Source organism: Aeromonas sp. Marseille-Q5825, assembly GCF_946892685.1.
Taxonomy (GTDB): Bacteria; Pseudomonadota; Gammaproteobacteria; order Enterobacterales; family Aeromonadaceae; genus Aeromonas; species Aeromonas rivipollensis.
Genome location: NZ_CAMPOU010000004.1, coordinates 324,783 through 351,434, shown reverse-complemented (window position 1 = coordinate 351,434; position 26,652 = coordinate 324,783). Strand labels below are relative to the sequence as shown.

The 26,652-nt window shown below is 63.2% G+C and carries 26 protein-coding genes; 9 read left to right on the top strand and 17 right to left on the bottom strand.

The window, feature by feature from the left end:
• Positions 1–5 precede the first annotated feature (5 nt).
• Genes apaG through lptD form a run of 5 tightly spaced genes read right to left on the bottom strand, consistent with a single transcriptional unit; the run spans position 6 to position 5,952 of the window.
• Positions 6–368, bottom strand: a complete 363-nt coding sequence (apaG, locus tag OC537_RS12210; protein ID WP_262111587.1) for a Co2+/Mg2+ efflux protein ApaG — start codon at positions 366–368, stop codon at positions 6–8.
• A 4-nt stretch (positions 369–372) separates the two neighbouring features.
• Positions 373–1,200, bottom strand: a complete 828-nt coding sequence (gene rsmA, locus OC537_RS12205) for a 16S rRNA (adenine(1518)-N(6)/adenine(1519)-N(6))-dimethyltransferase RsmA (RefSeq protein WP_043130439.1) — start codon at positions 1,198–1,200, stop codon at positions 373–375.
• The gene (gene pdxA, locus OC537_RS12200; protein ID WP_106887867.1) at positions 1,190–2,185 is read right to left on the bottom strand and encodes a 4-hydroxythreonine-4-phosphate dehydrogenase PdxA; all 996 of its coding nucleotides are present in this window, start codon (positions 2,183–2,185) and stop codon (positions 1,190–1,192) included. Before pdxA ends, rsmA begins: the two co-directional genes overlap by 11 nt.
• Positions 2,186–2,196: 11 nt before the next feature.
• Positions 2,197–3,489, bottom strand: coding sequence for a peptidylprolyl isomerase SurA (gene surA / locus OC537_RS12195; RefSeq protein ID WP_262111583.1), 1,293 nt, complete (start codon positions 3,487–3,489; stop codon positions 2,197–2,199).
• Positions 3,490–3,519: 30 nt separating this feature from the next.
• Positions 3,520–5,952 carry an LPS assembly protein LptD gene (gene lptD, locus OC537_RS12190; protein WP_262111581.1) on the bottom strand — a complete coding sequence of 811 codons (2,433 nt, stop codon included), beginning with the start codon at positions 5,950–5,952 and terminating at the stop codon, positions 3,520–3,522.
• Positions 5,953–6,126: 174 nt separating this feature from the next.
• Between lptD and OC537_RS12185 the strand changes: the two genes are divergently transcribed.
• Genes OC537_RS12185 through djlA form a run of 3 tightly spaced genes read left to right on the top strand, consistent with a single transcriptional unit; the run spans position 6,127 to position 8,640 of the window.
• A complete protein-coding gene (locus OC537_RS12185; protein WP_234690449.1) occupies positions 6,127–7,137 on the top strand; it encodes an aminoglycoside phosphotransferase family protein in 1,011 nt (336 codons plus the stop codon).
• Positions 7,134–7,802 carry an N-acetylmuramate alpha-1-phosphate uridylyltransferase MurU gene (gene murU, locus OC537_RS12180; protein ID WP_262111577.1) on the top strand — a complete coding sequence of 223 codons (669 nt, stop codon included), beginning with the start codon at positions 7,134–7,136 and terminating at the stop codon, positions 7,800–7,802. Before OC537_RS12185 ends, murU begins: the two co-directional genes overlap by 4 nt.
• A gap of 19 nt (positions 7,803–7,821) precedes the next feature.
• Positions 7,822–8,640 carry a co-chaperone DjlA gene (djlA, locus tag OC537_RS12175; protein WP_163137104.1) on the top strand — a complete coding sequence of 273 codons (819 nt, stop codon included), beginning with the start codon at positions 7,822–7,824 and terminating at the stop codon, positions 8,638–8,640.
• 68 nt (positions 8,641–8,708) lie between these two features.
• Here djlA and OC537_RS12170 read toward each other — a convergent pair whose 3' ends face one another.
• From OC537_RS12170 to OC537_RS12155, 4 genes are all read right to left on the bottom strand, one after another.
• Complete coding sequence (locus OC537_RS12170) at positions 8,709–10,052, bottom strand: NCS2 family permease (protein ID WP_139745139.1); 1,344 nt, start codon at positions 10,050–10,052, stop codon at positions 8,709–8,711.
• Positions 10,053–10,314: 262 nt separating this feature from the next.
• Entirely contained in the window at positions 10,315–10,650 is a 336-nt protein-coding gene (locus OC537_RS12165) for a hypothetical protein (RefSeq protein ID WP_106885938.1), read from the bottom strand.
• Between the two features lie 162 nt (positions 10,651–10,812).
• A complete protein-coding gene (gene ettA / locus OC537_RS12160; RefSeq protein ID WP_106885939.1) occupies positions 10,813–12,480 on the bottom strand; it encodes an energy-dependent translational throttle protein EttA in 1,668 nt (555 codons plus the stop codon).
• A gap of 319 nt (positions 12,481–12,799) precedes the next feature.
• A complete protein-coding gene (locus tag OC537_RS12155; protein WP_267965447.1) occupies positions 12,800–13,642 on the bottom strand; it encodes a lytic transglycosylase domain-containing protein in 843 nt (280 codons plus the stop codon).
• A gap of 359 nt (positions 13,643–14,001) precedes the next feature.
• On the opposite strand from OC537_RS12155, the gene OC537_RS12150 reads away from it, so the two are divergent.
• The 3 genes from OC537_RS12150 (at position 14,002) to OC537_RS12140 (ending at position 16,879) form a co-directional block, all read left to right on the top strand.
• Complete coding sequence (locus tag OC537_RS12150) at positions 14,002–14,742, top strand: glycosyltransferase family 2 protein (protein WP_262111572.1); 741 nt, start codon at positions 14,002–14,004, stop codon at positions 14,740–14,742.
• Entirely contained in the window at positions 14,739–15,104 is a 366-nt protein-coding gene (locus OC537_RS12145) for a lipid-A-disaccharide synthase N-terminal domain-containing protein (RefSeq protein WP_262111570.1), read from the top strand. The genes OC537_RS12150 and OC537_RS12145 overlap by 4 nt, the downstream gene beginning before the upstream one ends.
• Before the next feature lie 86 nt (positions 15,105–15,190).
• Positions 15,191–16,879, top strand: coding sequence for an ArnT family glycosyltransferase (locus OC537_RS12140; protein WP_262111567.1), 1,689 nt, complete (start codon positions 15,191–15,193; stop codon positions 16,877–16,879).
• Positions 16,880–16,939: 60 nt separating this feature from the next.
• Here OC537_RS12140 and OC537_RS12135 read toward each other — a convergent pair whose 3' ends face one another.
• Positions 16,940–17,938 carry an NAD-dependent epimerase gene (locus tag OC537_RS12135; protein WP_262111565.1) on the bottom strand — a complete coding sequence of 333 codons (999 nt, stop codon included), beginning with the start codon at positions 17,936–17,938 and terminating at the stop codon, positions 16,940–16,942.
• Positions 17,935–19,296, bottom strand: a complete 1,362-nt coding sequence (locus tag OC537_RS12130) for a UDP-glucose dehydrogenase family protein (RefSeq protein WP_262111563.1) — start codon at positions 19,294–19,296, stop codon at positions 17,935–17,937. Before OC537_RS12130 ends, OC537_RS12135 begins: the two co-directional genes overlap by 4 nt.
• A gap of 313 nt (positions 19,297–19,609) precedes the next feature.
• On the opposite strand from OC537_RS12130, the gene OC537_RS12125 reads away from it, so the two are divergent.
• Positions 19,610–20,218 carry a YitT family protein gene (locus OC537_RS12125; RefSeq protein ID WP_163155752.1) on the top strand — a complete coding sequence of 203 codons (609 nt, stop codon included), beginning with the start codon at positions 19,610–19,612 and terminating at the stop codon, positions 20,216–20,218.
• Positions 20,219–20,459: 241 nt separating this feature from the next.
• Here OC537_RS12125 and OC537_RS12120 read toward each other — a convergent pair whose 3' ends face one another.
• Genes OC537_RS12120 through OC537_RS12110 form a run of 3 tightly spaced genes read right to left on the bottom strand, consistent with a single transcriptional unit; the run spans position 20,460 to position 23,149 of the window.
• The gene (locus OC537_RS12120) at positions 20,460–21,266 is read right to left on the bottom strand and encodes a heme ABC transporter ATP-binding protein (RefSeq protein WP_262111560.1); all 807 of its coding nucleotides are present in this window, start codon (positions 21,264–21,266) and stop codon (positions 20,460–20,462) included.
• Between the two features lie 15 nt (positions 21,267–21,281).
• Positions 21,282–22,313, bottom strand: coding sequence for a FecCD family ABC transporter permease (locus tag OC537_RS12115; RefSeq protein WP_262111558.1), 1,032 nt, complete (start codon positions 22,311–22,313; stop codon positions 21,282–21,284).
• On the bottom strand, positions 22,310–23,149 hold the full coding sequence (locus OC537_RS12110; protein ID WP_262111556.1) for a hemin ABC transporter substrate-binding protein: 840 nt from the start codon (positions 23,147–23,149) through the stop codon (positions 22,310–22,312). Before OC537_RS12110 ends, OC537_RS12115 begins: the two co-directional genes overlap by 4 nt.
• Positions 23,150–23,317: 168 nt before the next feature.
• Between OC537_RS12110 and hutX the strand changes: the two genes are divergently transcribed.
• Together hutX and hutZ are read left to right on the top strand one after the other, a co-directional pair.
• Positions 23,318–23,830, top strand: a complete 513-nt coding sequence (gene hutX / locus OC537_RS12105) for a heme utilization cystosolic carrier protein HutX (protein WP_262111554.1) — start codon at positions 23,318–23,320, stop codon at positions 23,828–23,830.
• The gene (gene hutZ, locus OC537_RS12100) at positions 23,827–24,384 is read left to right on the top strand and encodes a heme utilization protein HutZ (RefSeq protein ID WP_005329149.1); all 558 of its coding nucleotides are present in this window, start codon (positions 23,827–23,829) and stop codon (positions 24,382–24,384) included. The genes hutX and hutZ overlap by 4 nt, the downstream gene beginning before the upstream one ends.
• A gap of 70 nt (positions 24,385–24,454) precedes the next feature.
• Here the strand turns inward: hutZ and OC537_RS12095 are convergent, their stop codons facing one another.
• The 3 genes from OC537_RS12095 to OC537_RS12085 are packed head-to-tail and all read right to left on the bottom strand — an operon-like array spanning position 24,455 to position 26,453.
• Entirely contained in the window at positions 24,455–24,859 is a 405-nt protein-coding gene (locus OC537_RS12095) for a hypothetical protein (protein WP_025328092.1), read from the bottom strand.
• Positions 24,860–24,898: 39 nt separating this feature from the next.
• Positions 24,899–25,453 carry a cysteine hydrolase family protein gene (locus tag OC537_RS12090; protein ID WP_106885948.1) on the bottom strand — a complete coding sequence of 185 codons (555 nt, stop codon included), beginning with the start codon at positions 25,451–25,453 and terminating at the stop codon, positions 24,899–24,901.
• 25 nt (positions 25,454–25,478) lie between these two features.
• Entirely contained in the window at positions 25,479–26,453 is a 975-nt protein-coding gene (locus OC537_RS12085) for a ChaN family lipoprotein (protein WP_262111547.1), read from the bottom strand.
• Between the last annotated feature and the right edge of the window lie 199 nt (positions 26,454–26,652).

Here is a 26,652-nt window from a genome sequence, read left to right as displayed (position 1 = left end):
AAACCTCAGTTGATAATGTTGGGAACGGCCAGTGTGAAAGGGGCTATGGGGGTCTCAAACTGCTGCCCCGATTCGTCTTGCAGGGTGTAACTGCCTTCCATCACGCCTAAGGGGGTGGCCAGCGGTACGCCACTCTGATAGCTGAAGGTCTCGCCGGGGGCGATGAAGGGCTGCTCGCCCACGACCCCGGGACCTTCCACTTCCAGCATCTTGCCGTTGGCATCCGTGATGAGCCAGCGCCGGTGCAGCAGTTGCACCTTGCCCGGTCCCAGATTCTCTATCTCGATGAGATAGAGAAAATGGTAAGGATCCTCGGTGCCCGCCACATAGCTGGGGTGCGGGCGAACCACTATCCGGGGGGATGCCATGGGATCAGGCCTGCTGCTGATCGGCCAGCCAGTTGGCTATCATGACGAACTGCTCGAGGGAGAGGTTCTCCGGACGCAGGTTGCCATCTATGCCAAGCTCGGTCAGCTGAGCGTCTGTGATGAAGTTGGAGAAGCTGTTGCGGATGGTCTTGCGACGCTGGCCGAAGCCCTCGGTGCAGACCCGGCTCAGGCAGCGCAGATCCTTCGCGACTATGGTCGGGTTCTTGTGTGGCACCAGTCGCACCACGGCGGAGTCCACCTTGGGGGCAGGCTTGAAGGCTCCCGGGCCCACTTCCAGCACCGGGATCACCTGGCAGTAGTACTGGACCATGACGCTCAGACGGCCATAGGCCTTGCTGCCCGGGCCTGCGCACATCCGCAATACCACTTCCTTTTGCAGCATGAAGTGCATGTCTTCGACCCGGTCGGCGAACTCGCACAGGTGGAAGATGAGCGGGGTGGAGATGTTGTAGGGCAGGTTGCCGAAGATGCGCAGGGGCGGTTTGCCTTCTCCCATCAGGGTGCCGAAGTCGAAGCGCATGGCGTCGGCCTCGATCACCGTCAGCTTGTCCTTGAGGGTCGGGTGCTCGCGCAGGCGAGCCGCCAGATCCCGGTCAAGCTCGACCACAGTCATCTTGTCCATCTGGGAGGCGACCGGTTCGGTCAGTGCCGCCAGACCCGGGCCTATCTCCACCAGGTTCTGACCCGGCTGCGGGTTGATGGCGGCGACTATCTGATCGATTACATAACGGTCGTGCAAGAAGTTCTGACCGAAACGCTTACGGGCCGTGTGGCCCATGTGCACCTTGTTGCTCTGCACCTTACTGCTCATATCTTTTTTTCTCTACCATCTGGATGGCGTGGTTAATCGCGGTGATCAGGCTGCCCGAGTCTGCCAGGCCCTTGCCTGCCAGATCCAGCGCTGTGCCGTGATCCACCGAAGTACGGATGAAAGGAAGTCCGAGGGTGATGTTGACCGAGTTGCCAAAGCCCTTGTATTTGAGCACCGGCAGCCCCTGGTCGTGGTACATGGCGAGTACCGCATCCGCATCCTTGAGGTATTTCTCCTGGAACAGGGTATCGGCCGGCAAGGGGCCGACCAGGTCTATCCCTTCCTGGCGCAGACTGGCCAGGGCGGGTTCGATCACGTCGATCTCTTCACGGCCGAGATGGCCCCCTTCCCCGGCATGGGGGTTGAGGCCGCAGACATAAATTCTGGGGTGTGCTATGCCGAACTTGCCCTTGAGATCCGCATCCAGGATGCGGATCACCTTGGCAAGGCGCTCCTGCGTGATGGCCATGGCCACGTAGGCCAGCGGAATGTGGGTCGTCGCCAGCGCTACCCGCAGCCCTTCGGTGGCCAGCAGCATCACCACGTCTGCGGTGTCTGACTGCTGGGCGAAGAATTCGGTGTGGCCGCTGAAGGAGACGCCCGCCTGATTGATGATCCCCTTGTGCACCGGACCTGTCACCACGGCGGCGAATTCGCCGCTCAGGTTGCCGTCGCAGGCGCGCTGCAGGGTGGCCAGCACATAGGCGCCATTGCCCTCGTCGAGCTCGCCCGGCACCACGGGGGCGCCGAGGGGAACGGCACACACCGTCAGGGTTCCCGCCCGCTGACCCCTCACGGGGGCAGCGGCATCATAGGGTTCCAGCTCTATGGGCAGCCCCAGCAGGGCGGCGCGCTCGCGCAGCAGCGCCGGGTCGGCGATCACCACCAGCTGGTGCGGCCAGTCCCGCTGGGCTATCTGCAGCACCAGGTCAGGGCCTATGCCGGCGGGCTCACCCGGGGTGATGGCAAGACGATGGCTGTTCATCTGCTCGCCCATTAATTGGGTTCAATCTGGATGTAGGCTTCGTCGCGCAGCTCATCCAGCCAGGCCTGGGACTCTTCGGTGAAGCGGCGGTTGAAGATGAGCTGATAGGCGCGCTGCTCCTGGGCCTTGCCGGTGGCGTCCTGGCTGCGGCGATCTTCCAGCTGCACTATGTGCCAGCCGTGGCTGGTACGGAAGGGCTCGCTGATCTGGCCCGGTTGCAGGCGGTTGACCATGTCGCGGAACTCAGGCACATAGACGTTGGGATCGGACCAGCCCAGCTCGCCACCCTGCACCGCAGAGCCCGGATCTTCGGAGTACTTCTCCGCCATGCTGGCGAAGCTGGCCTTGCCGCTCTTGATGTCGTGCAGAATGCCGTCCAGGGTCTCCTTGGCCTTCTCCTCGCTCAGTATGATGGAGGGCTTGATCAGGATGTGGCGGGCCTTCACCTCGGTCTGCATTACTTGCTGCTGACCCTTGGTGTCGAAGATCTTGACGATGTGCAGACCGGCGCCCGAGCGCAGCGGGCCGACTATGTCACCCTTGCTGGCGCCCTGTACCGCCTCTGACATCAGGGTGGGCATCTCCTGCGGGCTCATCCAGCCCCAGTCACCCCCTTCCAGGGCCTTGGGACCGTTACTCTCTGCGATGGCCAGCTTGCGGAAGTCTGCCCCTTCCTTCAGGGCGGCAAGGATGCGTTCTATCTTGGCCTTGGCGGCGTTGAGCTGCTCGGCGCTCGGGTTGTCAGGCAGGGCAACCTGGATGTGGCCGACGTGGTATTCGGTCTGTTGCTGACCCTGCTTGCTCAGGGCCTCGACCACCTGCTTAACCTCCTGCTCGGAGATGTTGATGCGGCGGCGCACCTGGCTGCGGCGCACCTCGTTCATCAGGATCTCGCGGCGCACCTCTTCCCGGTACTGGGCATAGGTCAGCCCTTCCCGCTCGAGCTGGGCACGGAGCTGCTCCAGGTTCATCTTGTTGTCGGCGGCTATGCTCTGGATGGCCTGCTCCAGCTGGGTATCACTGATCTTGAGCCCCTGGCGATCCGCCAGTTGCAGCTGCAGGCTCTCCTGGATCAGGCGATCCAGCGCCTGCTTGCGCAGGGTGACGTCATCGGGCAGGGATTGGCCGCTCTCCTGAGCGGAGGCCTTCACCTTCTGCACCAGGGCTTCCTGCTGACTGGCCAGCACCACGTCCTTGTTGACCACAGCAAGCACCTTGTCCACCAGTTCGGGCGCGGCGAGGGCGCCCTGGCTCATGACTCCAAACAGGCCTGCGGTCAGCAGGGAAATCAACGTCTTCTTCATATCCATCTCTCAAGGCGTTTGCCAGACCCGTTATTGGTCTCGCAGGTTAAACGGACGAATGTAAGGCAGTGCTTCGGTGTCAAGGGAGGTGCCCTTGGAGCCGGTACCCACGCTACCCAATCCTTTCATTTCAAATTGAATGCCGAGGCTGCGCTCGGACGTCGGGGCCAGGTTCACGTTGTCCGGCGTATTGACCCACTCCAGGTTGAAGTTGATGCTCCAGCAGCAGGAGTCATATTTCAGACCCACCTTGCGGTCAACTTTGACGTTCTGGTCGAGCTCCTGATAGTAGCCGCCATAGAGGTGCCACTGATCGTTGAGCGGTGTGGTCAACAGCAGGCCGATCTGGTTGAGATCCGTCACCTCGCCCTTGCGATCCAGGTCGTAGTTGGCGTCCCGTACGAAGCGGTGGCTCAACTGGCTGATCAGCTTCTCGTGGCGGTATTCCAGGGCGCTGTTGGAGGAGCTGATCTCCCGCTGCTCCAGGTCATATTGTGCCCCGGCATGGGCATACCACTGCTCGTTGATCTTGGCGTCTCCCTCGAACGAGAGCGGGGAGCGGGTATTGGTGCTCAGCGCGTCGCTGGAGTAGAGCTTGACCCTGGGGGCCACGAAGTCGAAGGCTTGGGCAACGGCCAGCCGAATTCGTTCATCCCCGGCCGGATCATAGATACGGGTGGTGACGCCGACCGAGAGCCGGTTGGAGTCGCTGATGCGATCCAGGCCGGCGAAGCGGCGATCGCTGAACAGGCTGTAGTAGTCCTGGCGCATGGTGGTGGAGTCGTAGACACCTATGTTGTCCTGATCCTTGTAGGGCACATAGAGGTACTGGAACTCAGGCTCCAGGGTCTGGCTGGCCCCTTCGCCGAACCATTGCTGGTTGCGCTCGAAGGTCATGCCGCCCTTGAGGCGAAACGAGGGCAGAACCCGGGTGATGATGCCCTCTTCTAGGGTGACATCCCCCCCACCTTGCGGAGTGAACCTGTTGGTGAAGGTGCTGCTCATGTCATCCGGTACCGTCTGATCGTAACGGGTGTACATCAGCTTGTACTGGCTGTCGAGGAAGTAACCGGCCTCGTCGATGAGCGGTATGGTCAGGGTGGGCGCCGTGTAGACACGGGTGCCGGTATAGGCCTCTCCCTGGTTCTGCTGGACTGCCTGGTCGTTGTTGTAGCCAAAGTTGGTCAGCTCTGTGTTCCAGGCCAGATCGTACCAACTGCCCTGCTGGTAGTAGTTGTGGTTGATGCGCGGCATCAGCTCATGGGGCTGCTGGGCGCTGGCCAGCAGAATTTGGTAGGTGCGCACCTCGGCATTGAGGTTCCAGTTCTGCTGGAAGTAGCCGGCCGTGAGGGACTGCTGCAACTGGTTGTCGACCTGGGTGCCCACGCTGGGGGAGAAGTCGTTGAAGTAGTTGTAGTCCCGATCCCGCACCTTGGTGTAGTCCACCGACACTCGCAGGGCGTTGTCCATGAACATGGAGGTGTGGCGGGCGTTGAGCAGATAGCGATGCCCGTCGGACAGGTAGTCGTTGAGGCTGTCCGTCTCGTCGTACTGCTTGTCGTCCGCCAGATTTTCGAAATAGAGGCTGCCCACGTGGGCCGGATCCGGCATGTAGCGGAACTCGACCTGCTCCATCAGGCCCCGTCTGTCCATGAAGCGGGAGGTGATGGTCGAGTCGTAGTTGGGGGCTATGTTCCAGTAGAACGGCTGGGTGATGTCCATGCCGTTCTTGGAGCTTTGGGTATAGCCGGGGTAGAGCAGGCCCGTCTTGCGCTCATCCTTGATGGGGAAGTTGATATAGGGGAAATAGAAGACCGGATAATCATAGAGCCAGAGGCTGGCGTTCCAGGCTTCCCCGAACACCTCGGACTGATCGATATCTATGCTGCCGGCTTTCAGGGTCCAGGCTTCCTGACCCGGGGGACAGGTAGTGTACTGGGCGCCCTCCAGGGTGATGTTCTGGTTGTTGTTGGTCATGGTGACTTTCTCGGCGAAGCCGCGCACCGGTGAGCCATGCACCTGATACTTGCCTTCTTCCAGCTCGGAGTTCTTGGTGTCCAGGTTGGATTTGAGGGTCTTGTCGCTGGTGACAGTAATCTGGCCATCGTTGTAATAGATGTTGCCGATGGCGATGACATCCCGGCTCTTCTGATCGAGCTGGGCGTAGTCGGAGTCAAATTTGCGCACGCCCTGACGCACCTTGACGTCACCTTCATAGACGGCGGTACCGCCCTGCTTGGCCTCCAGGCGATCGGCATCCACTTCGACGGGCTGGGCATTGGCGTCCTGACTCGCGCTGGGCTTCTCGACCTTGGGGACATAGTCATAGCAGAGGCTGTTGAGGATCCCGGTGGCCGGTGGCGCGTTGAGGGGCGCCGCCTGGACCGTGAGCGGACTCAGGGCAGGAACAAGGCTGATGGTCAGGGCGATGGGATAAGAAGACCCCAGTGTCCATTTTGTCATGTGAAGGGCTCGCGCAATCCGTAGTAAAAACGGTTGATTCAGGGCATGCATTTTATGTCAGGATCCATCGAGTTGACATTGCATGTCATTGCTTTATGTTAGCCGGCAATGATAAAGCATTATTGCGGCCAGGGCTAACAGCCAAGTGCTGCTTTCCAATTTGGTTCCCGACTCATGCACGATCGCACTTCCCTGCTATTGCAATGGGCACGCCGGATTACCGGTGATGCCAACCTCCAGTTGACCCTGATCTCCGGTGACGCCAGTTTCCGCCGCTACTTCCGTGGTGGTGGCCTGGTGTGGGTGGATGCTAATCCGAAAACCGAAAAAAATCATGAATTCGTTCGCAATGCGGCCGCCCTGCACGCCGTGGGGCTGCTGGCTCCCGAGGTCAGGGCGGTGGACTACGAGCAGGGCCTGCTGGCGGTCAGTGACCTTGGCGATACCCAGCTTATCGGCTGCCTGAACGATGGCAACGTGCTGGCCTGGTATGACAAGGCCATAGGGCTGCTGCCCCGGCTGGGAGCTGTCGGGCTGGCGCTCGAGCCCTTCGACGAGGCCTTCATGGCGCGCGAGAATGCCATCTTCCCCGAGTGGCTGCTGGGTCATCACCTGAACCTGATTCTCGACGAGACCGAACAGCAACTGCTGGACGAGATGTTCGCCTGCCTAACCGAGAACAACCTGGCTCAGCCCCAGGGGGTGATGCACAGAGACTTCCACAGCCGCAACCTGATGGTGTGCGGCGGCGATACGCCGGACGACAGCCGACTTGCCGTCATCGACTTCCAGGACATGGTTATGGGGCCGCTGAGCTACGACCTGGTCTCCTTGCTGAAAGACTGTTACGTGCGTTGGCCCGATGAGGTGATCGAGCAGGGTATGGGCCATGGCTTCGACACCCTGAGCCGGGCGGGCCTGCTCGGCGGGCTCGATTATGCCAGCTTCCGTCGTCACGCCGACCTGACCGGCATGCAGCGCCACCTGAAGGCGGCCGGCCTCTTCACCCGTCTCTACCATCGCGACGGCAAGTCTGGCTACCTCAAGGACATCCCCCGCACCCTGGGCTATGTGGTGGATGTCTGCCACACCCATGGTGCCGAGCATCCGGTGCTGGCTCGCTTCGGCGACTGGTTGCAGCGGGTGGTGCTGCCCGGTCTGGCACGCACCGGGGTGGCCTCATGAAGGCGATGATCCTGGCCGCGGGTCGTGGGGAGCGGATGCGCCCGCTCACCGACCTGCTGCCCAAGCCGCTGCTGGCGGTGGGGGGCAAGCCCCTCATCGTCCACCACATCGAGAAGCTCAAGGCGGCCGGGGTGACCCAGCTTGTGATCAACCACGCCTGGCTCGGCCACAAGCTGGTGGAGGCGCTCGGCGATGGCCGCCAGTTCGGGGTCGAGATCCTGTGGTCGGCGGAGGAGAGCGCCCTTGAGACCGCGGGCGGCATAGTGCAGGCATTGCCCCTGCTGGGCCCAGAACCCTTTCTGGTGATCAATGGCGATACCTGGATTGACGGGGATTATGGCGCTCTGGTGAATCAGTCGCTGGCGGATGACCTGGCACATCTCTGGCTGGTGCCCAATCCGCCCCAGCACCCTCAGGGGGATTTCTCCCTGCAAGGCGGCCGGGTGCTGGATGCGCCGGCCCTGACCTTCAGCGGCGTCGGCCTCTATCACCCGGCGGCTTTTGTCTCCCTGCCTTGCGGTGCCCGCAAGCTGGCACCCCTGCTGCGCGACTGGATGGCGCAAGGTCGGGTCGGTGGCAGCCTGCTGACCGGCGAATGGCGTGACATAGGCACAGTCGATCGGCTGCGCGAGCTGGATGACCAGCTGCTTGCCGGCACTCATTAACATCACGAGGTCTTGAACCATGCGTATTTGGGGTAAGGTGCTTGGCGCCTTCTTCGGTTTTCTGCTCGGCAACATCTTCGGTGCCCTGCTTGGCCTCTGGATCGGCCACCGCTTCGATCGGGGCATGGGCATTCGGGGGGCGTTCCAGCGTGCCCCCAGCCAGCAGCAGCAGGCGGTCTTCTTCCACGCCACCTTCGCCGTCATGGGCCACATCGCCAAGGCGAGCGGTCAGGTCACCGAGCACGAGATCCGGGTCGCCTCCAGCCTGATGGACAGGATGCGTCTCTCCGGCGAGCAGCGGGTGCGTGCCCAGGAGTCGTTCCGCCAGGGCAAGGAGAGCGATTTCCCGCTGCGGGAAACCCTGGCGGAATTCCGCCGTGCCAGTCTGGGGCAGCGTGACATCTTGCGTTTCTTCCTCGAGGTGCAGCTGCAGGCCGCCTTTGCCGACGGCAAGGTGGAGGCCAACGAGCGCGCCATACTGCAGACCATAGCGGACGAGCTCGGCTTCAGCCGCATCGAGCTGGGGCGGATCCTGGCGATGGCCGAGGCGCAAATGAACTTCTTCCACCGCCAGCAGCAGAGTGGACAAGGGCAGCAATACCGGCAGGAGGCCCCCTCCCAGGATCGTCTCAAGGATGCCTACCAGCTGCTGGGGGTGAGCGAGAGCGACAGCGATCAGGAGATCAAGCGCGCCTATCGCAAGGAGATGAGCAAGCATCACCCGGACAAGCTGGCCGCCAAGGGGCTGCCGCCCGAGATGATGGAGATGGCCAAGGAGAAGACCCAGGAGATCCAGCAGGCCTGGGAGTGGATCCGCGAGGCCCGCGGCATCCGTTGAACCTTGCCCTTTGCCAGCCATAAAAAATGCCCGTCGATGACGGGCATTTTTGTGTGCGAAAGCCGGGGTTAGTGGCTGTCGACCCAGACGAACTTGAGCACGAACAGCAGGGCCACTACCAGCACGCAAGGGTTGATCTCGCGCCAGCGGCCGGTGCCCGCCTTCATCACGCAGTAGGAGATGAAGCCCACGGCTATCCCCTCTGTGATGGAGAAGCTGAACGGCATCATCACCGCTGTCATGAAGGCCGGAACCGCTTCGGTCAGGTCTTCCCACTTGACCCGGGTCAGCTCGGAGCACATCAGCACGCCCACGTAGATGAGGGCGCCCGCAGCGGCGTACGCCGGCACCATGGCGGCGACCGGGGAGAAGAAGATCGCCAGCAGGAACAGCACGCCGACCACTATGGCGGTCAGGCCGGTACGGCCGCCGACGGCCACCCCCGAGCTGCTCTCGATATACGCCGTCACGGAGGAGGTGCCCATAAAGGCGCCGCCGACCGAGCTCACGCTGTCCACCAGCAGCGCCTGCTTCATGCGCGGGAAGTGGCCCTTGTCATCCGCCAGCTTGGCGCGGTTGGTGACACCGATCAGGGTGCCGGAAGAGTCGAACAGGTTGACCAGCATGAAGGAGAAGATGATCCCGGCGAGGCTGATGTCCAGCGACCCCATCAGGTCCAGCTGACCGAAGACGGGGGTGATGCTCGGCGGCACAGAGACGAAGCCCTTGAAGGTCACGTCGCCGAACAGCCAGCCCAGGGTGGTGGTGACCACTATGGCGATCAGCACGGCGGAGTGCACGCCGCGGGCGGAGAAGATGCAGATCAGGAAGAAGCCGAGCAGCCCCAGCAGGCAGGGCAGTGAGGTGAGGTCGCCCACCGTCACCATGGTGGCGGGGCTCGCTACCACTATGCCGGCGTTGTGCAGGCCGAGCAGGGCGATGAGCAGGCCTATGCCGGCTGTGATGCCGACCCGCAGGGTGAGCGGGATGTTGGCAATCAGCCAGTAGCGCACCCGCAGCAGGGTGAGGATCAGCAATCCTAAGGCACCCCAGAAGATGGTGCCCATGCCGATCTGCCAGGAGTAGCCCATGCCAGCCACCACCACGAAGGCGAAGAAGGCATTCAGTCCCATGGCGGGGGCCAGGGCGATGGGCAGGTTCGCCAGCAACCCCATGAGAATGCTGCCGATGCCGGCGATGAGGCAGGTAGTGACGAACACTGCCTGGGTGTCCATGCCCGCCGCAGAGAGGATCTGCGGGTTGACGAACACTATGTAGACCATGGTCAGGAAGGTGGTGATGCCGGCGATGACCTCGGTGCGGGCCGTGGTGCCATGGCCTTTCAGGGCAAACAGGCGCTCGAGCAATCCTTGCCCGGCGGCCTGGCTGGCAGCTTGGTGTTGTTGATTCATGTTGGATTCCAATGGGTGACGTGAAATAAGCAGCAGGCGAACGGCCAATCCCATCCATGCGGGGTAAATGGCCCTGTTTCTGGCGACTGAGTGACCAGACTCGTCCTGATACCGTGACAGCGCGCACATTTTTACACAGGCCGCGACGTTTACAAACCCCGGATCTGCGAGGGGGATCAATGAATAGAGTAAAAATTCAAACGTTTGCCCATCGAGAGGTAAAAACAAGGTTCGATAGAGGCTTGTGCTGCGATGGCGACCCTCAGAGGCTCTTGAGGTAGCGCTCCACCAGCTGGGCCAGCACGGCGTCGCTGTGCTCCTGCAAGGTGGCGAGCGTCAGCCCCATGCGCTGCAGCAGCAAGCTGGCCTGCTCTTCGCTCAGCTTGCGCCCCTCAATGAAAAACTCCTGTTCGGGCAACTGCTTGTCATGACGCGGCAGCAGCACCCAGCTCACCCGTTCGGGTTCGATGGCGGCAAAGATACGGCCGGCCGCAGCGCAGAAGGTATCGATGTGGCGCTTGCCATCCGGGCCCAGGCAGCCGGGTTCGATCCGGATCTGGATGGTGAGTCTCTTCGGGGGGGCGCTGGTCTGGGTCATCGGTGAGTGCCGGTAGGGGGAAGCGGGAAGATTGTAAGCGAAAAGGCAAGAGAAAGGGGAGCCCGGGCTCCCCTTGTGACGTTGCAATCACCCCGATGGGGCGATGCGCTTGTCTATCTGGAGCGGTGCGGTTGGTCCGCCTCACTCCATCGCCAGACGCAATTACTTGGTAATGCGTTTGTACTTGGCGCGGTGTGGCTGAACCGCATCGGCGCCATAGGTCTTCTTCTTCCACTCTTCGTATTCGGTGAAGTTGCCCTCGAAGAAGGCAATCTTGCCCTCGTCCTGGTAGTCCAGGATGTGGGTGGCGATACGGTCGAGGAACCAGCGATCGTGGGAGATGACCATGGCACAGCCCGGGAACTCCAGCAGGGCGTTCTCGAGGGCGCGCAGGGTTTCGATGTCCAGATCGTTGGTCGGTTCATCCAGCAGCAGCACGTTGCCGCCGGTCTGCAGCAGCTTGGCCAGGTGCAGACGGCCGCGCTCGCCACCGGAGAGCTCGCCGACCCGCTTCTGCTGATCGGCGCCCTTGAAGTTGAAGCGACCAATGTAGGCACGGCTCGGGAACTCGTAGTTGCCGATGCGCAGGATATCCTGGCCGTCGGCGACCTCTTCGAACACCGTCTTCTTGTCGTTCATGCTGTCGCGGAACTGATCCACGGAGGCCAGCACTACGGTATCGCCCAGGGTGATGGTGCCGGAGTCCGGCTGCTCCTGGCCCGACATCATGCGGAACAGGGTGGATTTACCAGCGCCGTTCGGACCTATGATGCCGACGATGGCCCCCTTCGGAATGGCGAAGGAGAGATCGTCGATCAGCTGCCTGTCACCATAGGACTTGCAGAGGTTCGCAACCTCGACCACCTTGTCGCCGAGACGGGGTCCGGGCGGAATGAACAGCTCGTTGGTCTCGTTGCGTTTCTGGTAGTCGTTGGTGTTGAGCTCCTCGAAGCGAGCCATACGGGCCTTGGACTTGGCCTGACGGCCTTTCGGGTTCTGACGAACCCACTCCAGCTCCTTCTCGATGGACTTGCGACGGGCCGCTTCCGAGCTGGCTTCCTGAGCCAGACGGGCGTCCTTCTGCTCCAGCCAGGAGGAGTAGTTGCCTTCCCAGGGGATACCCTCGCCGCGGTCCAGCTCCAGGATCCAGCCCGCCACGTTGTCGAGGAAGTAGCGATCGTGGGTGATGGCGACGACTGTGCCTTCATAGTCGTGCAGGAAGCGCTCCAGCCAGGCCACGGATTCCGCATCCAGGTGGTTGGTCGGCTCGTCCAGCAGCAGCATGTCCGGCTTTTCCAGCAGCAGACGGCACAGGGCTACCCGGCGGCGCTCACCCCCGGAGAGGTGCTTGATCTGGGCGTCCCAGGCCGGCAGGCGCAGGGCGTCGGCCGCGCGCTCCAGCTGGTTCTCCATGTTGTGACCACCCTGGGCGGCTATGATGGCTTCCAGCTCGCCCTGTTCGCGGGCCAGCTTGTCAAAATCCGCATCCGGGTCGGCATAGGCCGCATAGACCTCATCCAGGCGAGCCATGGCGCGTTTCACCTCGCCGACCGCCTCTTCCACCGCCTCGCGGACTGTCTGCTCCGGATCCAGCTTCGGCTCCTGGGGCAGGTAGCCGATCTTGATGCCGGGCTGCGGACGGGCTTCCCCTTCGATCTCGGTGTCTATTCCCGCCATGATGCGCAGCAGGGTGGATTTACCGGCGCCGTTCAGACCCAGCACACCGATCTTGGCACCCGGGAAGAAGGAGAGGGAGATGTTCTTGAGGATATGACGCTTGGGCGGCACTACCTTGCCGACCCTGTTCATGGTGTAAATAAATTGAGCCATTGGCTAATTCTCTTCCTTTTCAGCAGTTTAATGTCTTTGCATCAACAAACTGACGTCGTGGTGGGGCCTGGTCGGCAGGGGCCGACCCGGTTCCAAAAAACCCGTCGATTGTAAACCAATGGGAAGAGGGCGGCAAAGTGGACAACCGGGGGGCATTGAGTGTCGGGATCCTCTCCGGCAGAGGGAGGAAAAGAGGCGGGCATCTGGCTGGTGGCCGATCAAGGTTCCGGGTTGGGCTGGCTTAAGACTTCCTTAACTCTGGCTCGATAGGATTCATCAGCTGACCTTGAGAAGCCATGGGATCAGCTTATGCCTGGGGTCAGCGGGGCTGCCTGGTGCTCTTGGCCGGGTCCTGTCCCGAGTAGTAGAGCACCCGCTGCACATACTCCTGGGTCTCCTGGTAGGGCGGTACGCCGCCATGGCGGATCACGGCCTGTTCGCCGGCGTTGTAGGCGGCGCTGATCCTGACCCAGTCGGGGCCAAACTGCTTCTCCAGCCACTTCAGGTAGATCATGGCGCCGCGGATGTTCTGCTGGGCGTCGAAGGGGCGGGTCACGCCGAAGCGCACCTGGGTCTCGGGAATGAGCTGCATGACCCCTTGCGCCTGCTTGGGGGAGACGGCTGTGCTGTTGAGATTGGACTCGGCGATGGCGATGGCGAGCGCCAGCTGGGGGTCGACCTTGTGACGGTGGGCGGCCTGGCGGATCATGACGGCCAGCTTCTGTTTGGTGAGGGATTGCCGGGCCAGATAGCTATCCTGATCGAAGGGGGTGCTGGGGCGTACCCAGGGGGCGCCTCCTCCGCCCCCGCCGATACCGCAGGTGCCCAGGGGGGCATTGCCCACCCGCTCGTTGTAGTAACGAGCCGCTTGCTGATTGCCAAGGCGCATGGCCATGGCGAGGTAGGCGTTGGCGTGGCGGGGGCTGCGGATCCCCTGGGGCCCGCGAGCCAGCAGGCGGCCGATGCGATAGTAGGCCTCCGGGTTGCCCATGCTGGCCGCGGTGCAGTAGTGGGCTATGGCTCGCCGCGGGTTGCTCTGTTCCATGGCGGCGCCCTGGCGCAAGGCGCTCATCGCCTTGGGGGCCTGACGAAAGGCGTCGGCATGGGTGTAAGTGGCAAGCAGTAGCAGGACTCCCCAGCCCCAGGTGCAGAGTCTCTGCATGATGGATACCTCGAATTTCGTATCCGCAAGATATAGGCCCGATATGGGGGGGACGCCAGCCAGGGGATGGAACATCTGGTTATGTGTCAGGCCATCAGAGATGAAAACGGTCTGGAACTTTTGGCAGAGAAAAAAAGGCGCTCTTGGTGAGTGTGAAGGGGAGCCTGGGGCTTGTGCGACCAGGCCCTCTGAACGCGGCACAACTCAAATTGATAGATTTATTACTTTTGGGGCAATAAACTGCCGCGCTTGCTGTCTAACGCCTTGTATTTGCATGATGTTAGTCAGCTTGTCGAGAGAATGTTAATGAGGAAAGCGGTCGAGGCGACTGCGTTCCTCGTCATGGTCGGGAACTTCATATGCTTGATTCAATCGATGTCTCTGTCGTCGTGCCCGCCAAGGATGAGCGGGACAATCTGGCCCCCCTCATCGGCGAGATAGATGCCGCGCTGGCGGGGAAATACAGCTACGAGCTGATCTATGTGGACGATGGCAGCGAGGATGACAGCTATGCCATCCTGTGCGATCTGAAGAGGCGTTATGCCGGGCTGCGCGTGATCCGCCATGCCAGGGCCGTCGGCCAGAGCATGGCGGTGCTCAGTGGCGTGCGTCACGGTCGCGGCGACTGGCTGGTGGTGCTGGATGGTGACGGTCAGAACGATCCGGCCGACATTCCCGCCATGCTGGAGGAGGCCAAGCGCCGCTTCGCGCAGGATCCCGCGCAAGTGGGACTTATCGGTCACCGGGTCAACCGCCGGGATGATTGGGTCAAGCGACTCTCCTCCAGGCTGGCCAACGGTTTTCGCGATCTGCTGCTGCGGGACGGCATCCCGGATACCGGCTGCGGTCTCAAGGTGGTGCGGCGCGACTGGTATCTGCGCCTGCCCAGCTTCAACCACATGCACCGCTACATTCCGGCCCTGATCCAGGCCCAGGGGGGCCGCATGTCCCCCTGGCCGGTCAACCACAGGCCACGTCAGGCGGGTGTCTCCAAATACGGGGTCTGGAACCGGCTCTGGGTCGGGCTGGTGGACGTGGTCGGTGTCTGCTGGCTGCAACGCCGCTCCAAGGTGGTCGAAGTCAGGGAGACACTCGAGTGATCGACTCTCTGCTCTCCATGGAGCTGACCTGGTTCGACTGGACCGGCCTGCATGTCACCGGCTGGAAGCTTATCGGTTACACCGGGGCGTTGATGTTCGGCGGCCGCTGGCTGGTGCAGTTCCTGGCCTCCAAACGTGCCGGCAAACCCGTCATACCCCGGATGTTCTGGTACATGAGCGTGCTCGGCAGCCTGATGACCCTGAGCTATTTCGTCTTCTCCCCCAAGCAGGACTCCGTCGGCGTGCTGCAGAATCTCTTCCCCACCTTCACCGCCCTCTACAGCCTCTACCTGGATATCCAGCACAGAGGCTGGAAGCGGGACAAGCTCGTCGATGAGAACGAGATCCACCATGGCAAATGAGCATGTCCAGTTCAGCCGTTTCCCTCTGGTCATCCCGCTCCAAGGCTGGAGACGTGGCAAGTTCGTCGATATCAATGAGGTCCGCCATGGTAAATGACCGCTTCCTGCTCAATCAGAGCTCCCTCGGCTGGCTGCTGCTGATCGCCCTGATAGTGCTGGCTGCCGGCCTCGGGCTGCGGGATCCCTGGCCCGCCGACGAGCCGCGCTTCGCCCTGATCGCCAAGGAGATGGTGGAGAGCGGGCAATGGCTCTTCCCCATGCGTGGCGGCGAGATCTACCCGGACAAGCCCCCCCTGTTCATGTGGGGCATCGCCATCGGCTATCTGCTGACCGGCTCCATCAAGGTGGCGTTTTTGCTGCCCTCCCTGCTGGCGGGTCTGCTGACCATAGTGTTGGTGTGGGACCTGGGCCGCCGCCTGTGGAACCCGGCGACGGGCTTCATGGCCGGGCTGCTGCTGCTGTTCACCGTCCAGTTCACCCTGCAGGCCAAGACGGCCCAGATCGATGCGCTGGTGACCTGCTTCATCACCCTCGGGGTCTACGGTTTCATGCGCTTCCTGCTCTGCGGGGGAGGCTGGCGCTGGTACTGGCTCGGCTGGTTTGCCGCCGGGCTCGGCATCATCACCAAGGGGGTCGGGCTGCTGGCCCTGCTGATCCTGATCCCGGCAATCTGGACCCACAGGGAGCAGATCCGCGCCGCCTCCCGTGTCGACTGGTTGAAGGCGCTGGCGGGGCCGCTCTTCATGCTGCTGGCCATCGGCCTGTGGCTGGTGCCCATGCTGAGCGCCGTGGCCCAGAGCGGAGACCCAGTGCTGCAGGCCTATAGAGACAACATACTGCTGCGCCAGACGGTGACCCGCTATGCGAACGCCTGGCATCACGTCAAACCCTTCTGGTACTACCTCACTTCAGTGATCCCGCCGTTCTGGTTGCCGCTCTCCCTGTTGTTGCCCTGGCTGGTGCTGGCGTGGCGCAAGGCGGTGCTGGGGCAGGACAAGCGCGTCATACTGCTGCTCGGCTACCTGATGCTGGTGGTGCTCTTCTTCTCCCTGTCGCCGGGCAAACGCGGCGTCTATGTCACGCCGGGCACGCCGGCCCTGGCCCTGCTGACCGCTCCCTACATGGGGGCACTGTTGGCGCGGGTCTGGCCCGGCCGCCTGCTGGGGGGGCTCGGCTGGCTGCTGGGGATCCTCTGCGTGGGTGGCGCCGGTGCCCTGGCCGTCAGCGACAAGCTGGCGAACCGGTTGGGGGATCTGGGACCGGCCCCCTGGCTGCCCCTGCTGGTGCTGGGGGCGGCGCTGCTGCTGGTCAATGTGCTGCTGCGCCGGGCGCCGCTCAGCGCCATCCTCTGTTCGCTGGCGGTGGGTTGGCTGCTCTACTCCTGCTGGATCTGCGTGCGCCTCAACGACATGCGCACGCCGCAAGGGGTGATGGCGCGGGCACAGCAGCAGGTGCCCGCGGGGGAGGAACTGCTGCTTGCCGGTTTCAAGGAGCAGCACCTGCTGTTCGCCCGGCAACCCGTGCAACATTACCCCTACCTGCTGGGGGATGGGGAGCAGGCTCGCGAGGCGGCGGCCTGGGTGGCGGCCGCGCCGAATCGCCATGTGCTGGGCAGCGCGGATCTGATGGTGCTGTGTTTCGAGCCCGAGAAGACGGAAAACCTCGGCAACCGCCATCGCACCGACTGGCTGCTGGCGGGGGCTGAGGCTCTCAAGCCCGCATGCCAGGGGCTGACTCCCAGGCTCGAACCCTTCCGCTATACCCCGGGCCTCTGAGGCAGGGACCCAGCAAAAGGGGCTGCCACTGGCAACCCCTTTTCATCTCGGGCGATGGGGTCAGACCCCGTAGTAGGCCCTGTACCAGTCGACGAAGCTGGCAACTCCCTCTTCAAGCCCGACTCCGGCTCTGTAGCCGGTGGCATCGAACAGCGCCTGGGTATCGGCCCAGGTTGCCTGCACGTCTCCGGCCTGCATGGGCAGCAGGTTGCGGATGGCTCGTTTGCCGAGCGCCGCCTCTATGGCCTCCACGAAATCCATGAGTCGCACCGGGCTGCCATGGCCGATGTTGAAGAGGCGGTAGGGGGCCGGGCTGGCGTCGGCCGCCCCCTGCCAGGTCGGGTCGCCTTGCGGGGGCCTGTCTGCGACCCGGATCACCCCCTCCACTATGTCGTCTATGTGGGTGAAGTCCCGGCTGAGCTGGCCCTGGTTGTAGATGTCGATGGGCTCGTCGCTCAGGATGGCGCGCACGAACTTGAACAGCGCCATGTCCGGTCGCCCCCAGGGGCCGTAGACGGTGAAGAAGCGCAAGCCCGTGGTGGGCAACCCGTAGAGGTGGGAGTAGGAGTGGGCCATCAATTCGTTGGCCTTCTTGCTCGCGGCATAGAGGGAGACGGGGTGATCCACCCCGTCCGAGGTCTTGAACGGCATCTGCTCGTTGAGGCCGTACACCGAGCTGGAGGAGGCGTAGACCAGGTGCTGCACCCCGTGATGGCGGCAGCCCTCGAGGATGGTGAGGGTGCCGTTGAGATTGCTGTCGGCGTAGGCGAAGGGGTTGTCCAGCGAATAGCGTACCCCGGCCTGGGCCCCCAGGTGGATCACCCGATCGAACCGCTCGCGGGCAAAGAGCGCCGCCATGGTTGCGCGATCGGCGAGATCCATCCGCTCGAAACGAAAACCGGGCAGTGGCAGCAGCAAGGCCAGCCGCGCCTCCTTCAGGCTCACCTCGTAGTAGTCGTTGAGGTTGTCCAGGCCAACCACCTGATGGCCGTCGCGACAGAGCCTCTGCGCCACATGGAAGCCGATGAAGCCGGCGGCGCCGGTGACCAGATATTTCATTGTTGTTGCTCCTCGCACAGCCCCGCGGCCAGGCTGTCGCCCCGGCCTATGGCGTAGTAGGTGAAGCCGCGTTGGCGCAGGCGGGCCGGGTCATAGAGGTTGCGGCCATCGATGATGACGGCCTGCTTCAGGGTCTGCCGCACCAGATCGAAGTCCGGTGCGCGGAACTGCTGCCACTCGGTGCAGATGAGCAGGGCATCGGCCCCCTTGAGGGCGGCCTCCTGGGTACCGCACAGGGTCAGATCGTCCCGCAGGCCATAGAGGCGCTGGGCCTCGCTCATGGCCTCGGGATCGAACGCCTGCACCTTGCCACCGGCGGCCCAGATCGCCTCCATCAGCACCCGGCTCGGGGCTTCGCGCATGTCGTCGGTATTGGGCTTGAAGGCCAGGCCCCAGAGGGCGAAGGTCCGCCCTGTCAGATCGCTTCCGAAGTGCTGCCGCAGGCGGGCCATGAGCTTGTGCTTCTGGCCGTCGTTGACCCGCTCCACCGCGTGGAGCAAAGGGGCATCGCAGCCAATCTCGCCCGCGGTGTGGATCAGCGCCTTGACGTCCTTGGGGAAGCAGGAGCCGCCATAGCCGCAGCCGGGATAGATGAAGTGATGGCCGATGCGGGGGTCGGCACCTATGCCCTTGCGCACGGCTTCGATGTCGGCCCCGAGCTTCTCCGCCAGGGTGGCCATCTCGTTCATGAAGGAGATCTTGGTGGCCAGCATGGCGTTGGCGGCGTACTTGGTCAGCTCGGCGCTGCGGGTATCCATCTGTATGATGCGATCCCGATTGCGGTTGAAGGGGGCATAGAGCTCTTCGAGCAGGGAGAGGGCGTGGGCCGAGTCTGTGCCTATGATGATGCGATCCGGCCGCAGGCAGTCGGCCACCGCGGCCCCCTCCTTAAGAAACTCCGGGTTGGAGACCACCTCAAGGGGCAAGTCGACCCCGCGATCGCGCAGGATGGCGGCGATATGCTGGTGCACCCGGTTGGCGGTGCCGACCGGCACTGTGCTCTTGTTGACCACCACCTTGCCGCCCTGCATCAGCCGCCCTATGGTGCCGGCCACCGCCAGCACGTGCTGCAGATCGGCCGAGCCGTCTTCATCCGGCGGGGTGCCGACCGCGATGAAGATGAGCTCGGCGAACGCCACCCCCTGGGCGACATCTGTGGTGAATTGCAGGCGACCGGCTTGATGGTTGGCCTGCACCAGGGGGGCGAGACCGGGCTCGAAGATGGGGATCATGCCCTCTTTGAGGCGCTCGACCTTGGCGGCGTCCACGTCCACGCAGGTTACCCTGTGGCCCATCTCGGCGAGCACGGCGGCCTGAACCAGCCCCACATAACCTATTCCGAATACGCTGACTCTCATCTGCTGTTGCTCCGCAGCCTGTGGCAAGGGGTTCATTTTAGAACGATTCCCGCCTGCTGGCAGCGAGATAGCCCGGGTTTTTCAGGCGCGCTTCAGGCTGGCTTCAGCTTGAGAGGGGGAGGGCGTGACATATTTTGGTGCAAGGGTTGTAACGCGGCGCTGACGCGCACCATTTCGGCGCATTCGATCCCGTACTTGTGATCTGGGTCACTCAAAATGGACACTGTGACCATAACGAAGTCCCGACTCACGGGGCTCGCGCCCGTCACCGGGCCTCAGACACTCTTTTCACTTCGCTACTGGACATAAGGTTATGGACAACACCCCCCGTTCGGCCCATCCGCTCTATGAGGATGTGCTCGCCCTGCTGACCGCGGCAGGCTTCGTTTCCCTCGGCATCTTCCTGTTTCATCAGGTCGGTCTGCTCACCGGCGGCACCGCAGGCCTGGCGCTGCTGCTGCAGCAGGTCACTGGCCTGAGCTTCGGTCTGCTCTTCTTCGCCATGAACCTGCCCTTCTATGCCCTGGCCTGGCTCAGGATGGGGCCGCGCTTCACCCTCAACACCTTCGCCGCCGTGGCGACCGTCTCCTTCATGACGGATCACCTCAATGCCGTTCTGCAGATAGGCAAGATAGAGCCCGTCTATGCGGCCCTGATCGGCGGCACCCTGATCGGCATGGGGCTGCTCATCATGTTCCGCCACAAGGCAAGCCTGGGCGGTTTCAATATCCTGGCGCTCTTCATTCAGGACAAATGGGGGATACGGGCAGGAAAGCTGCAAATGGGGCTGGATTGCGCCATCGTCATCGCCTCCTTCTTTGTGGTCTCCCCCTGGCTGCTAGCGCTCTCAGTGGTCGCGGCCATCATCTGTAACCTGGTGTTGACACTCAATCACAAGCCGGGCCGCTATCAGATAGCCTGAGTCAGAACTTCTCTCATAATCAAAAAGAGCGCCTGATGGCGCTCTTTTGCTATCCAGGATCCCGAACCCTCTCACACCACCATGGGCTGCCCTGTCTCGGGGTGATGGATGTCTTGGACGGGGTAGTCGTGGACAGGGAGGGCGATGCGCCCGCCATCACACCACCATGGGCTGCCCCGTCTCTGGGTGGTGGATGTCTTGGACGGGGTAGTCGTGGACAGGGAGGGCGATGCGCCCGCCATCACACCACCATGGGTTGCCCCGTCTCGGGGTGGTGGATCACCTGGGCGGGATAATCGTAGAGGCGGGCGATCAGTTCGGGGGTGAGTACCTCTGCCGGGGAGCCGTCCGCCATCAGCCTGCCCTGCTCCAGCATCACCAGCCGGTCGGCGTAGCGCGCCGCCAGGTTGAGGTCGTGCAGCACCACCAGCACGGCGGTGTTGCGGGCGGCCAGGGCGCGGGCCATGGTGAGCAGCTGATGCTGGTACTTGAGATCGAGGGCCGAGGTGGGCTCGTCCAGCAGCAGCAGTCGCGGCTGCTCGGGATCCGACAGCCGTTTCGGTAATGGCTCCTGCCAGATCTGGGCCAGTACCCGGGCGAACTGCACCCGCTGGCGCTCCCCTCCGGAGAGACCGGGGTAGAGGCGGCCTGCCAGGTGCTCGACCCCGGCATGGATCATGGCGGCCTGCACTATCTCGTCGCGACGGGCGCCGGGTTCGGCGTGGGGCAGTCGCCCCATGGCCACCACCTCCTCGCACAGGAAGGGGAAGCTGAGGGACGAGCTCTGGGGCAGCACCCCGACTCTGTGGGCCAGGGCATCGCCGGCCCACTCTTGCCGCTCGCGACCGAACAGGGAGATGGTGCCCTCATAGGCCATCTCGCCGGTCAGGCACTTGAGCAGCGAGCTCTTGCCCGCCCCGTTCGGGCCGAGCAGGGCGGTCAGGCTGCCCCCATGCAGGTCGAGATCCAGGCTGTCCAGGATGAGGCGATTGCCCCGGGTGAGGCTGACGCTCTGGCAAGTGAGCAGGGGGGAGGGGGATCCGGGCAAGATGGCGTTCTCCTGTTATAGCGTCCGGCGACTCTTGACCAAGAGCCAGATGAAGAAGGGGGCTCCCAGCAGGGCCGTGATGATGCCCACCGGCATCTCGGCCGGCGCCAGCAGGGTGCGGGCCAGCATGTCGGCACCCAGCAGCAGGGCGGCGCCGAGCAGGGCGCTGAGCGGCAGTAGCCTGACGTGATTGGGGCCGGCCAGCAGCCGCACCAGGTGGGGCACCACCAGACCGACGAAGCCGATCATGCCGGCCACCGCCACCGCGACGCCGACACCGGCTGCGGTGAGCAGGATCAGGCGTCGCTTCAGAGCCTGCACATTCACTCCCAGATGCCGGGCCTCACCTTCCCCCAGCAGCAGGGCGTTGAGGGGATTGGCATCGCGCATGAAGAGCCACAGCAGGGCGACCAGGGTCGCCAGCGCCAGCCCCACATCCACCGGCTTGCCGGCGGCCAGGGAGCCCATCTGCCACAGGCTCAGGTTGCGCAGCATCTGGTCGTCCGCCAGGTAGGTGAGCAGCCCTATCACGGCCCCTGACAGCGCCGTGATGGCGACGCCCGCCAGCAGCATGACGGTGACCGAGGTGCCCCCCTCACGGGTGCCCAGCAAATACACAAGCGTGGTGGTGAGCGCCCCGCCGAGGAAGGCGAGCAGGGGCAGCAGACCGAGGCCGAGCAGGCTCTGCAACTGCTGGCCGAGGGGGGCCAGCAGCACTATGGCCAGGGCGGCGCCCAGCGCCGCGCCGCCGGAGACCCCTATGATGCCGGGGTCGGCGAGGGGGTTGCGAAACAGCCCCTGCATCACGGCGCCGCAGAGGCCGAGAATGCCTCCCACGGCGATGCAGAGCAGGGTACGTGGCAGGCGGATCTCCTGCACTATCAGCAGCTTGTGTGCCTCTATCCCGCTCTCTTTGCCGGCAAACAGGGCCTGCAGGCTCTCGGCCAAGGAGAGCGACATGGGGCCGGTGGCGAGGGAGCCGACCAGCAGCAGGGCGAGCGTGCAGCCGGTGAGCGCGAGCAGCCAGGGCAGCGGCAGACGCATCATGAACCCTGCTTGATCCACTGGGCTATCTGGTTGGCCTGCTGCAAGGATCTCAGGCTGAGACCCCCTTGCAGGGCGTGACCGTCGATAGCGTGGATGGCCCTGTTCTTGCCTGCCGGCGTGGCGGCCAGGGCCGGCACCTGGGCCAGCACGCTGTCGACGCTCTGGTATTGTTGCCAGTCACGGCCGCTCACCAGCACCAGATCCGGCTGCAGTTCGATCAGGGATTCGGTGGAGACGGGCTTGTAGTCGTGCAAGCGGGCGACCGGGTTGACGCCGCCGGCCAGGGTCACCAGGGCGCTGGCGGTGGTATTGCCACCGGCTATGCTGGTGGGCTGGCCCTTGTGCAGCAGCAGGAAGGCGACCTTGAGGGGTTTGTTCTGTTTCGCCTGGGCCGCCAGCTGGTCGCTCTGGACGGCGATCTCGGCCTTCAGCCTGGTGCCGGCAGCTTCATTTCCCAGCAAGCCTGCCAGGGCGTCGATCCGCTCGTTGAGGTTGGCCAGGGTGGGGGCCGTCGGCAGCACTGTCACCTCGACGCCAGCTCGGCGCAGCTGTTCCAGAGCCGGTGGCGGCCCCATCTCGTCGCTGCCGACCAGCCGGGTCGGGGCCAGACTCAATATCCCTTCGGCAGCCAGGGCGCGGTGGTAGCCGACTCTCGGCAGCCCCTTGGGTTCAGGGCTGCTGACGTCGGTGGCAATCAGGCTCTGCTCGCCCCCCAGGGCCATGATGAGCTCTGTGGTGGCCGGGCCTATGCTGACGATGCGTTCCTGCGCGACAGCAGGCAGAGAAAGGGCTGAACAGCCGAGCAGGCTGAGTGCGAGGGCAAAACGACGGCCCATGCGAACCTCCGAAGGGTGTATGAGAGTGGGATTGCCGCCGAGAATATCAAGCTCGTGAAAAAAATGCACTGATAATGAAAGCGATTATCAATTGCGTTAAGGGGGCCGCTTTATTACAGTATCCGCCGCGAGACCGAGTACCATCGCCAGATCATCCAGGGAGAACCGATGAGCATTGCACAACGCATTCATGCGCTGCTGGAACAAGATCCCAGCGCCCATCCTTCCAGCATCGCCACCGAGTTGGCCGTCAGCGAGTGGGAGGTGGTGCGCCACCTGCCCGCCGAGCTGATGACGCTGGTGCCGAGCGATCATGCCGAAGCCCTGCTGGCGGATCTGGCCAGTTGGGGTCAGGTGACCACCATTGTGGAGTCCGACGGCTCCATCTTCGAGGTGAAGGCTCCCTTCCCCAAGGGCAAGACGGCCCGTGGCTACTACAACCTGATGGGTCGGGACGGCGAGATGCATGGCCACCTCAAGCTCGACAACGTGGTCGGCATTGCCCTGGTCAGCAAGCTGTTCATGGGCAAGGAGGGGCACTCCTTCCAGTTCTTCGGCCACAGCGGTCGCTGCATTTTCAAGATCTACCTGGGCCGTGACGAGCAGCGTCAGCTGCTGCCTGACCAGGTGGAGCGTTTCAAGGCCCTGCGCCACCAGTATCAAGAGGAAGTGAAAGCATGAGTGAACGTCAGGAGCGTCTGCAGAACCGCCTGCAACCGGAGATCCGCGAATTTCGTGACGGTTGCCGCACCCTGCAGCTCGCGACCGTGGATGGCGAAGGGAACCCCAATGCCAGCTACGCCCCCTTCGTGCTGCAGGAAGATGGCTACTATGTGCTGATCTCCGAGATAGCCCGCCATGCCCGCAACCTGCAGCAGGTGCCCAAGGTCTCCCTGATGCTGATCGAGGACGAGACAGGCGCCCGCGAACTGTTCGCCCGCAAGCGGCTCACCTTTGACGCCGTGGCCGAGGTGGTGGCGCGGGATGACGAGCGCTGGGGCAAGGCAATAGCGGCGCTGGAAGGGCGTTTTGGCGACATCGTCAAAGGGCTCTCCAACCTCAAGGACTTCGTGCTGTTTCGTCTCAAGCCCGAGCAGGGGCTGTTCGTCAAGGGCTTCGGCCAGGCGTTCCGGGTCTCCGGTGACGAGCTGGTGGACTTCGTCCATCTGGTGGAGGGGCACAAGCGCGTCGACAACGGCGCCGAGTTGACCAGCGAGACGGATGCACCAGTCTGAGGATCGAAGTCATCAGATGAAAAACGGGCAGCCTGGGCTGCCCGTTTTGTTACCTGTCCCCAAATCGGGATCACTCCTGCCAGGAGGCCTTGTTGGGGAAGGCGTCGCGATCGGCCTGGGTGGCGGTCTCGTTGCACTCCCCCCGGATCTTCCAGGAGGTCTGGCTGAGGACTATGTAGCCGGTGCGGCAATAGTTGCGCGCCGCCAGCGTCTCGGTCAGTTGCTCGTCCTGCAGGGCCTCGCGGCGCTCCAGCAGGCTCTTGCTGTTGCGGCTCAGCCGACTGTCATCCTCCTGCAACCGACTCGGCAGGACGTCGAGGGGAGCGGCTTCGAAGGTGAAGCGCTTGCTCCCCTCTTCGTTGATGTTGGTATGAAACAGGGGGGCCGGGCCGTCGGGCGTGGTGCCCGGCATGCCGGAGCAGGCCGTGATCGCCGGTAACAACAGCACAAGGGCAACGGCAGAGAATAGACGCACGCAAGACTCCAATCAGGTGATCACTTCAAGGCGGGCAGATTAGCACGCCAGCGCGGGTTGAGCCGCCTCGAGCAGCTGATCCGTGGTGAGCAGGGTTATGCTTCTGCCCTCTGGCAGGCTCAGGTGCTGCCACATCCAGTTGTGGTGCTCGATGATCTTCTCGGCGCTCAGGTGGGGACGATCGGCTGTGGTGTGACCATCTTTCAACACCAGCACCTCAAAGCCATGAGCCGCGGCACTGCGTACCGTGGTATCGACGCAAAAATCGGTGTTGCTGCCACAGAGGATCAGCCTGTCGACGGATTGCTCGGCCAACAGGAAGGCCAACTCGGTCTCGAGGAAGCTGTCGCACGCCGTCTTGCGCACCCGGCTGTCCCCCTTGGCGGGTTGCAGCGCCGGGTGAAGTTGCCAGCCCGGGGTACCGGGCTCCAGCTCGTCCCCTGGCAGGTCGTCATGCTGGATGTAGATGACCCGGCCATGATGCTGTCTGACATGGGCCGCGGCCCGGTTGATGTTGGCCAGAACTTGTGGCTGTTGGTGATGGGTCGCTTTCATGACCCCTTGCTGCACATCGATGATCAGTAACACGTCCATATTTTACCCGCCGTATCCTGGAAGATTAGGGTTGCAGCCACTGGCTGCAGTCACGGCTGCGGGATTGATGCAGCGCGCCCATATCTTGCTTCATTTCCTCTGCATTTAGCCAGCGTTCCGGCAGGGGGGCTATGTGCAACCGCACGTCGGCGCTCCGTCCGAGAGCTGCCTTGCCATCCTGGGAGCCAGTCTCAGGCACCACAAGGGCGACTTTCAGCGCCGGATTGCGGCTGGCGATGCGGCTCGCGATACCCAGCCCCCCCTCCACGTGGAAGTTGCCGGCGATGTGCATGATGCGCCGGCCGGGATGCTGCTCGAGATAATCGACCATGCTCTCGGCCATGGTGTCGTCCCAGCTGGTCTGGGCGGCGAAGCGGCGGGCATTGCCGTCCGCATCCCCATGATGCATGGAGGCCATGAACTTCTGGCGATAGGGATCCTCTCCCAGGGTGAGTTCGCGGGCGAGTTGGTTGCGGCGGCTGGCGGGCAGTTTGTCGAGCCACTCGGGGCCTTCCTGACCGACACAGCTCACCAGCGGCTTGGGGGCATTGGCGGCGATCACTGTCAGCTGCTGCGCCTTGGCAAATTCCACCAGGGGGCGGTAGTCGCTCGGGTAGTTGGGCCAGGCATGGCCCTCGCGGATCAGCGTGGATTCGCCGATGCGACCGGCCAGGTAGGCATCCAGCACGGGTTGATCGGCGCGGGTGAACTGCTCCATGGAGAGCACCAGCCCCCGGCCATCGGCGCGCGACATGCTGGCAAGCTCTGCCAGCAGGTTTGCCTGCAACAGGTGCACGGCCGGGTGGCTGTGGAGCTCGCCCACCAGCACTATGTCGGCATCCCTGACCTTGTCCACCGCCTGGGCGAGGCTGAGGGGCCTGTCGTCCGCCCCCTCGCCAAGCTGGTAGTGATAGAGGGTCTGGGGAGGCTGGCTCTGCGGCGGGGTGGCGCAGGCGGCCAGCAGCAGGGGCAGGGCGAGCAGGGGGAGTCGTCGAGTCATGGCATCTCACTCACAGAGGCAGAGATTGGCAAAGGCACTGCACCATACGATGGCAGCATGGCGAGCAGGAAAAAAGAGGCGCTAGTGTAAAACCGTTTAGAAGCAAAAGAAAATGAGAATGATTCACTTTATTATTGATCTTTGTCGCGGGCTGGGTAAGATGCCGTTCGGTTGATAATGATTCTCAATAAGGACTTTG

Coding starts and splice junctions, on each gene's coding strand:
- apaG (WP_262111587.1), bottom strand. CDS start 368: ATGGCATCCCCCCGGATAGTGGTTCGCCCGCACCCCAGCTATGTGGCG.
- rsmA (WP_043130439.1), bottom strand. CDS start 1,200: ATGAGCAGTAAGGTGCAGAGCAACAAGGTGCACATGGGCCACACGGCC.
- pdxA (WP_106887867.1), bottom strand. CDS start 2,185: ATGAACAGCCATCGTCTTGCCATCACCCCGGGTGAGCCCGCCGGCATA.
- surA (WP_262111583.1), bottom strand. CDS start 3,489: ATGAAGAAGACGTTGATTTCCCTGCTGACCGCAGGCCTGTTTGGAGTC.
- lptD (WP_262111581.1), bottom strand. CDS start 5,952: ATGACAAAATGGACACTGGGGTCTTCTTATCCCATCGCCCTGACCATC.
- OC537_RS12185 (WP_234690449.1), top strand. CDS start 6,127: ATGCACGATCGCACTTCCCTGCTATTGCAATGGGCACGCCGGATTACC.
- murU (WP_262111577.1), top strand. CDS start 7,134: ATGAAGGCGATGATCCTGGCCGCGGGTCGTGGGGAGCGGATGCGCCCG.
- djlA (WP_163137104.1), top strand. CDS start 7,822: ATGCGTATTTGGGGTAAGGTGCTTGGCGCCTTCTTCGGTTTTCTGCTC.
- OC537_RS12170 (WP_139745139.1), bottom strand. CDS start 10,052: ATGAATCAACAACACCAAGCTGCCAGCCAGGCCGCCGGGCAAGGATTG.
- OC537_RS12165 (WP_106885938.1), bottom strand. CDS start 10,650: ATGACCCAGACCAGCGCCCCCCCGAAGAGACTCACCATCCAGATCCGG.
- ettA (WP_106885939.1), bottom strand. CDS start 12,480: ATGGCTCAATTTATTTACACCATGAACAGGGTCGGCAAGGTAGTGCCG.
- OC537_RS12155 (WP_267965447.1), bottom strand. CDS start 13,642: ATGCAGAGACTCTGCACCTGGGGCTGGGGAGTCCTGCTACTGCTTGCC.
- OC537_RS12150 (WP_262111572.1), top strand. CDS start 14,002: ATGCTTGATTCAATCGATGTCTCTGTCGTCGTGCCCGCCAAGGATGAG.
- OC537_RS12140 (WP_262111567.1), top strand. CDS start 15,191: ATGGTAAATGACCGCTTCCTGCTCAATCAGAGCTCCCTCGGCTGGCTG.
- OC537_RS12135 (WP_262111565.1), bottom strand. CDS start 17,938: ATGAAATATCTGGTCACCGGCGCCGCCGGCTTCATCGGCTTCCATGTG.
- OC537_RS12130 (WP_262111563.1), bottom strand. CDS start 19,296: ATGAGAGTCAGCGTATTCGGAATAGGTTATGTGGGGCTGGTTCAGGCC.
- OC537_RS12125 (WP_163155752.1), top strand. CDS start 19,610: ATGGACAACACCCCCCGTTCGGCCCATCCGCTCTATGAGGATGTGCTC.
- OC537_RS12115 (WP_262111558.1), bottom strand. CDS start 22,313: ATGATGCGTCTGCCGCTGCCCTGGCTGCTCGCGCTCACCGGCTGCACG.
- OC537_RS12110 (WP_262111556.1), bottom strand. CDS start 23,149: ATGGGCCGTCGTTTTGCCCTCGCACTCAGCCTGCTCGGCTGTTCAGCC.
- hutX (WP_262111554.1), top strand. CDS start 23,318: ATGAGCATTGCACAACGCATTCATGCGCTGCTGGAACAAGATCCCAGC.
- hutZ (WP_005329149.1), top strand. CDS start 23,827: ATGAGTGAACGTCAGGAGCGTCTGCAGAACCGCCTGCAACCGGAGATC.
- OC537_RS12090 (WP_106885948.1), bottom strand. CDS start 25,453: ATGGACGTGTTACTGATCATCGATGTGCAGCAAGGGGTCATGAAAGCG.
- OC537_RS12085 (WP_262111547.1), bottom strand. CDS start 26,453: ATGACTCGACGACTCCCCCTGCTCGCCCTGCCCCTGCTGCTGGCCGCC.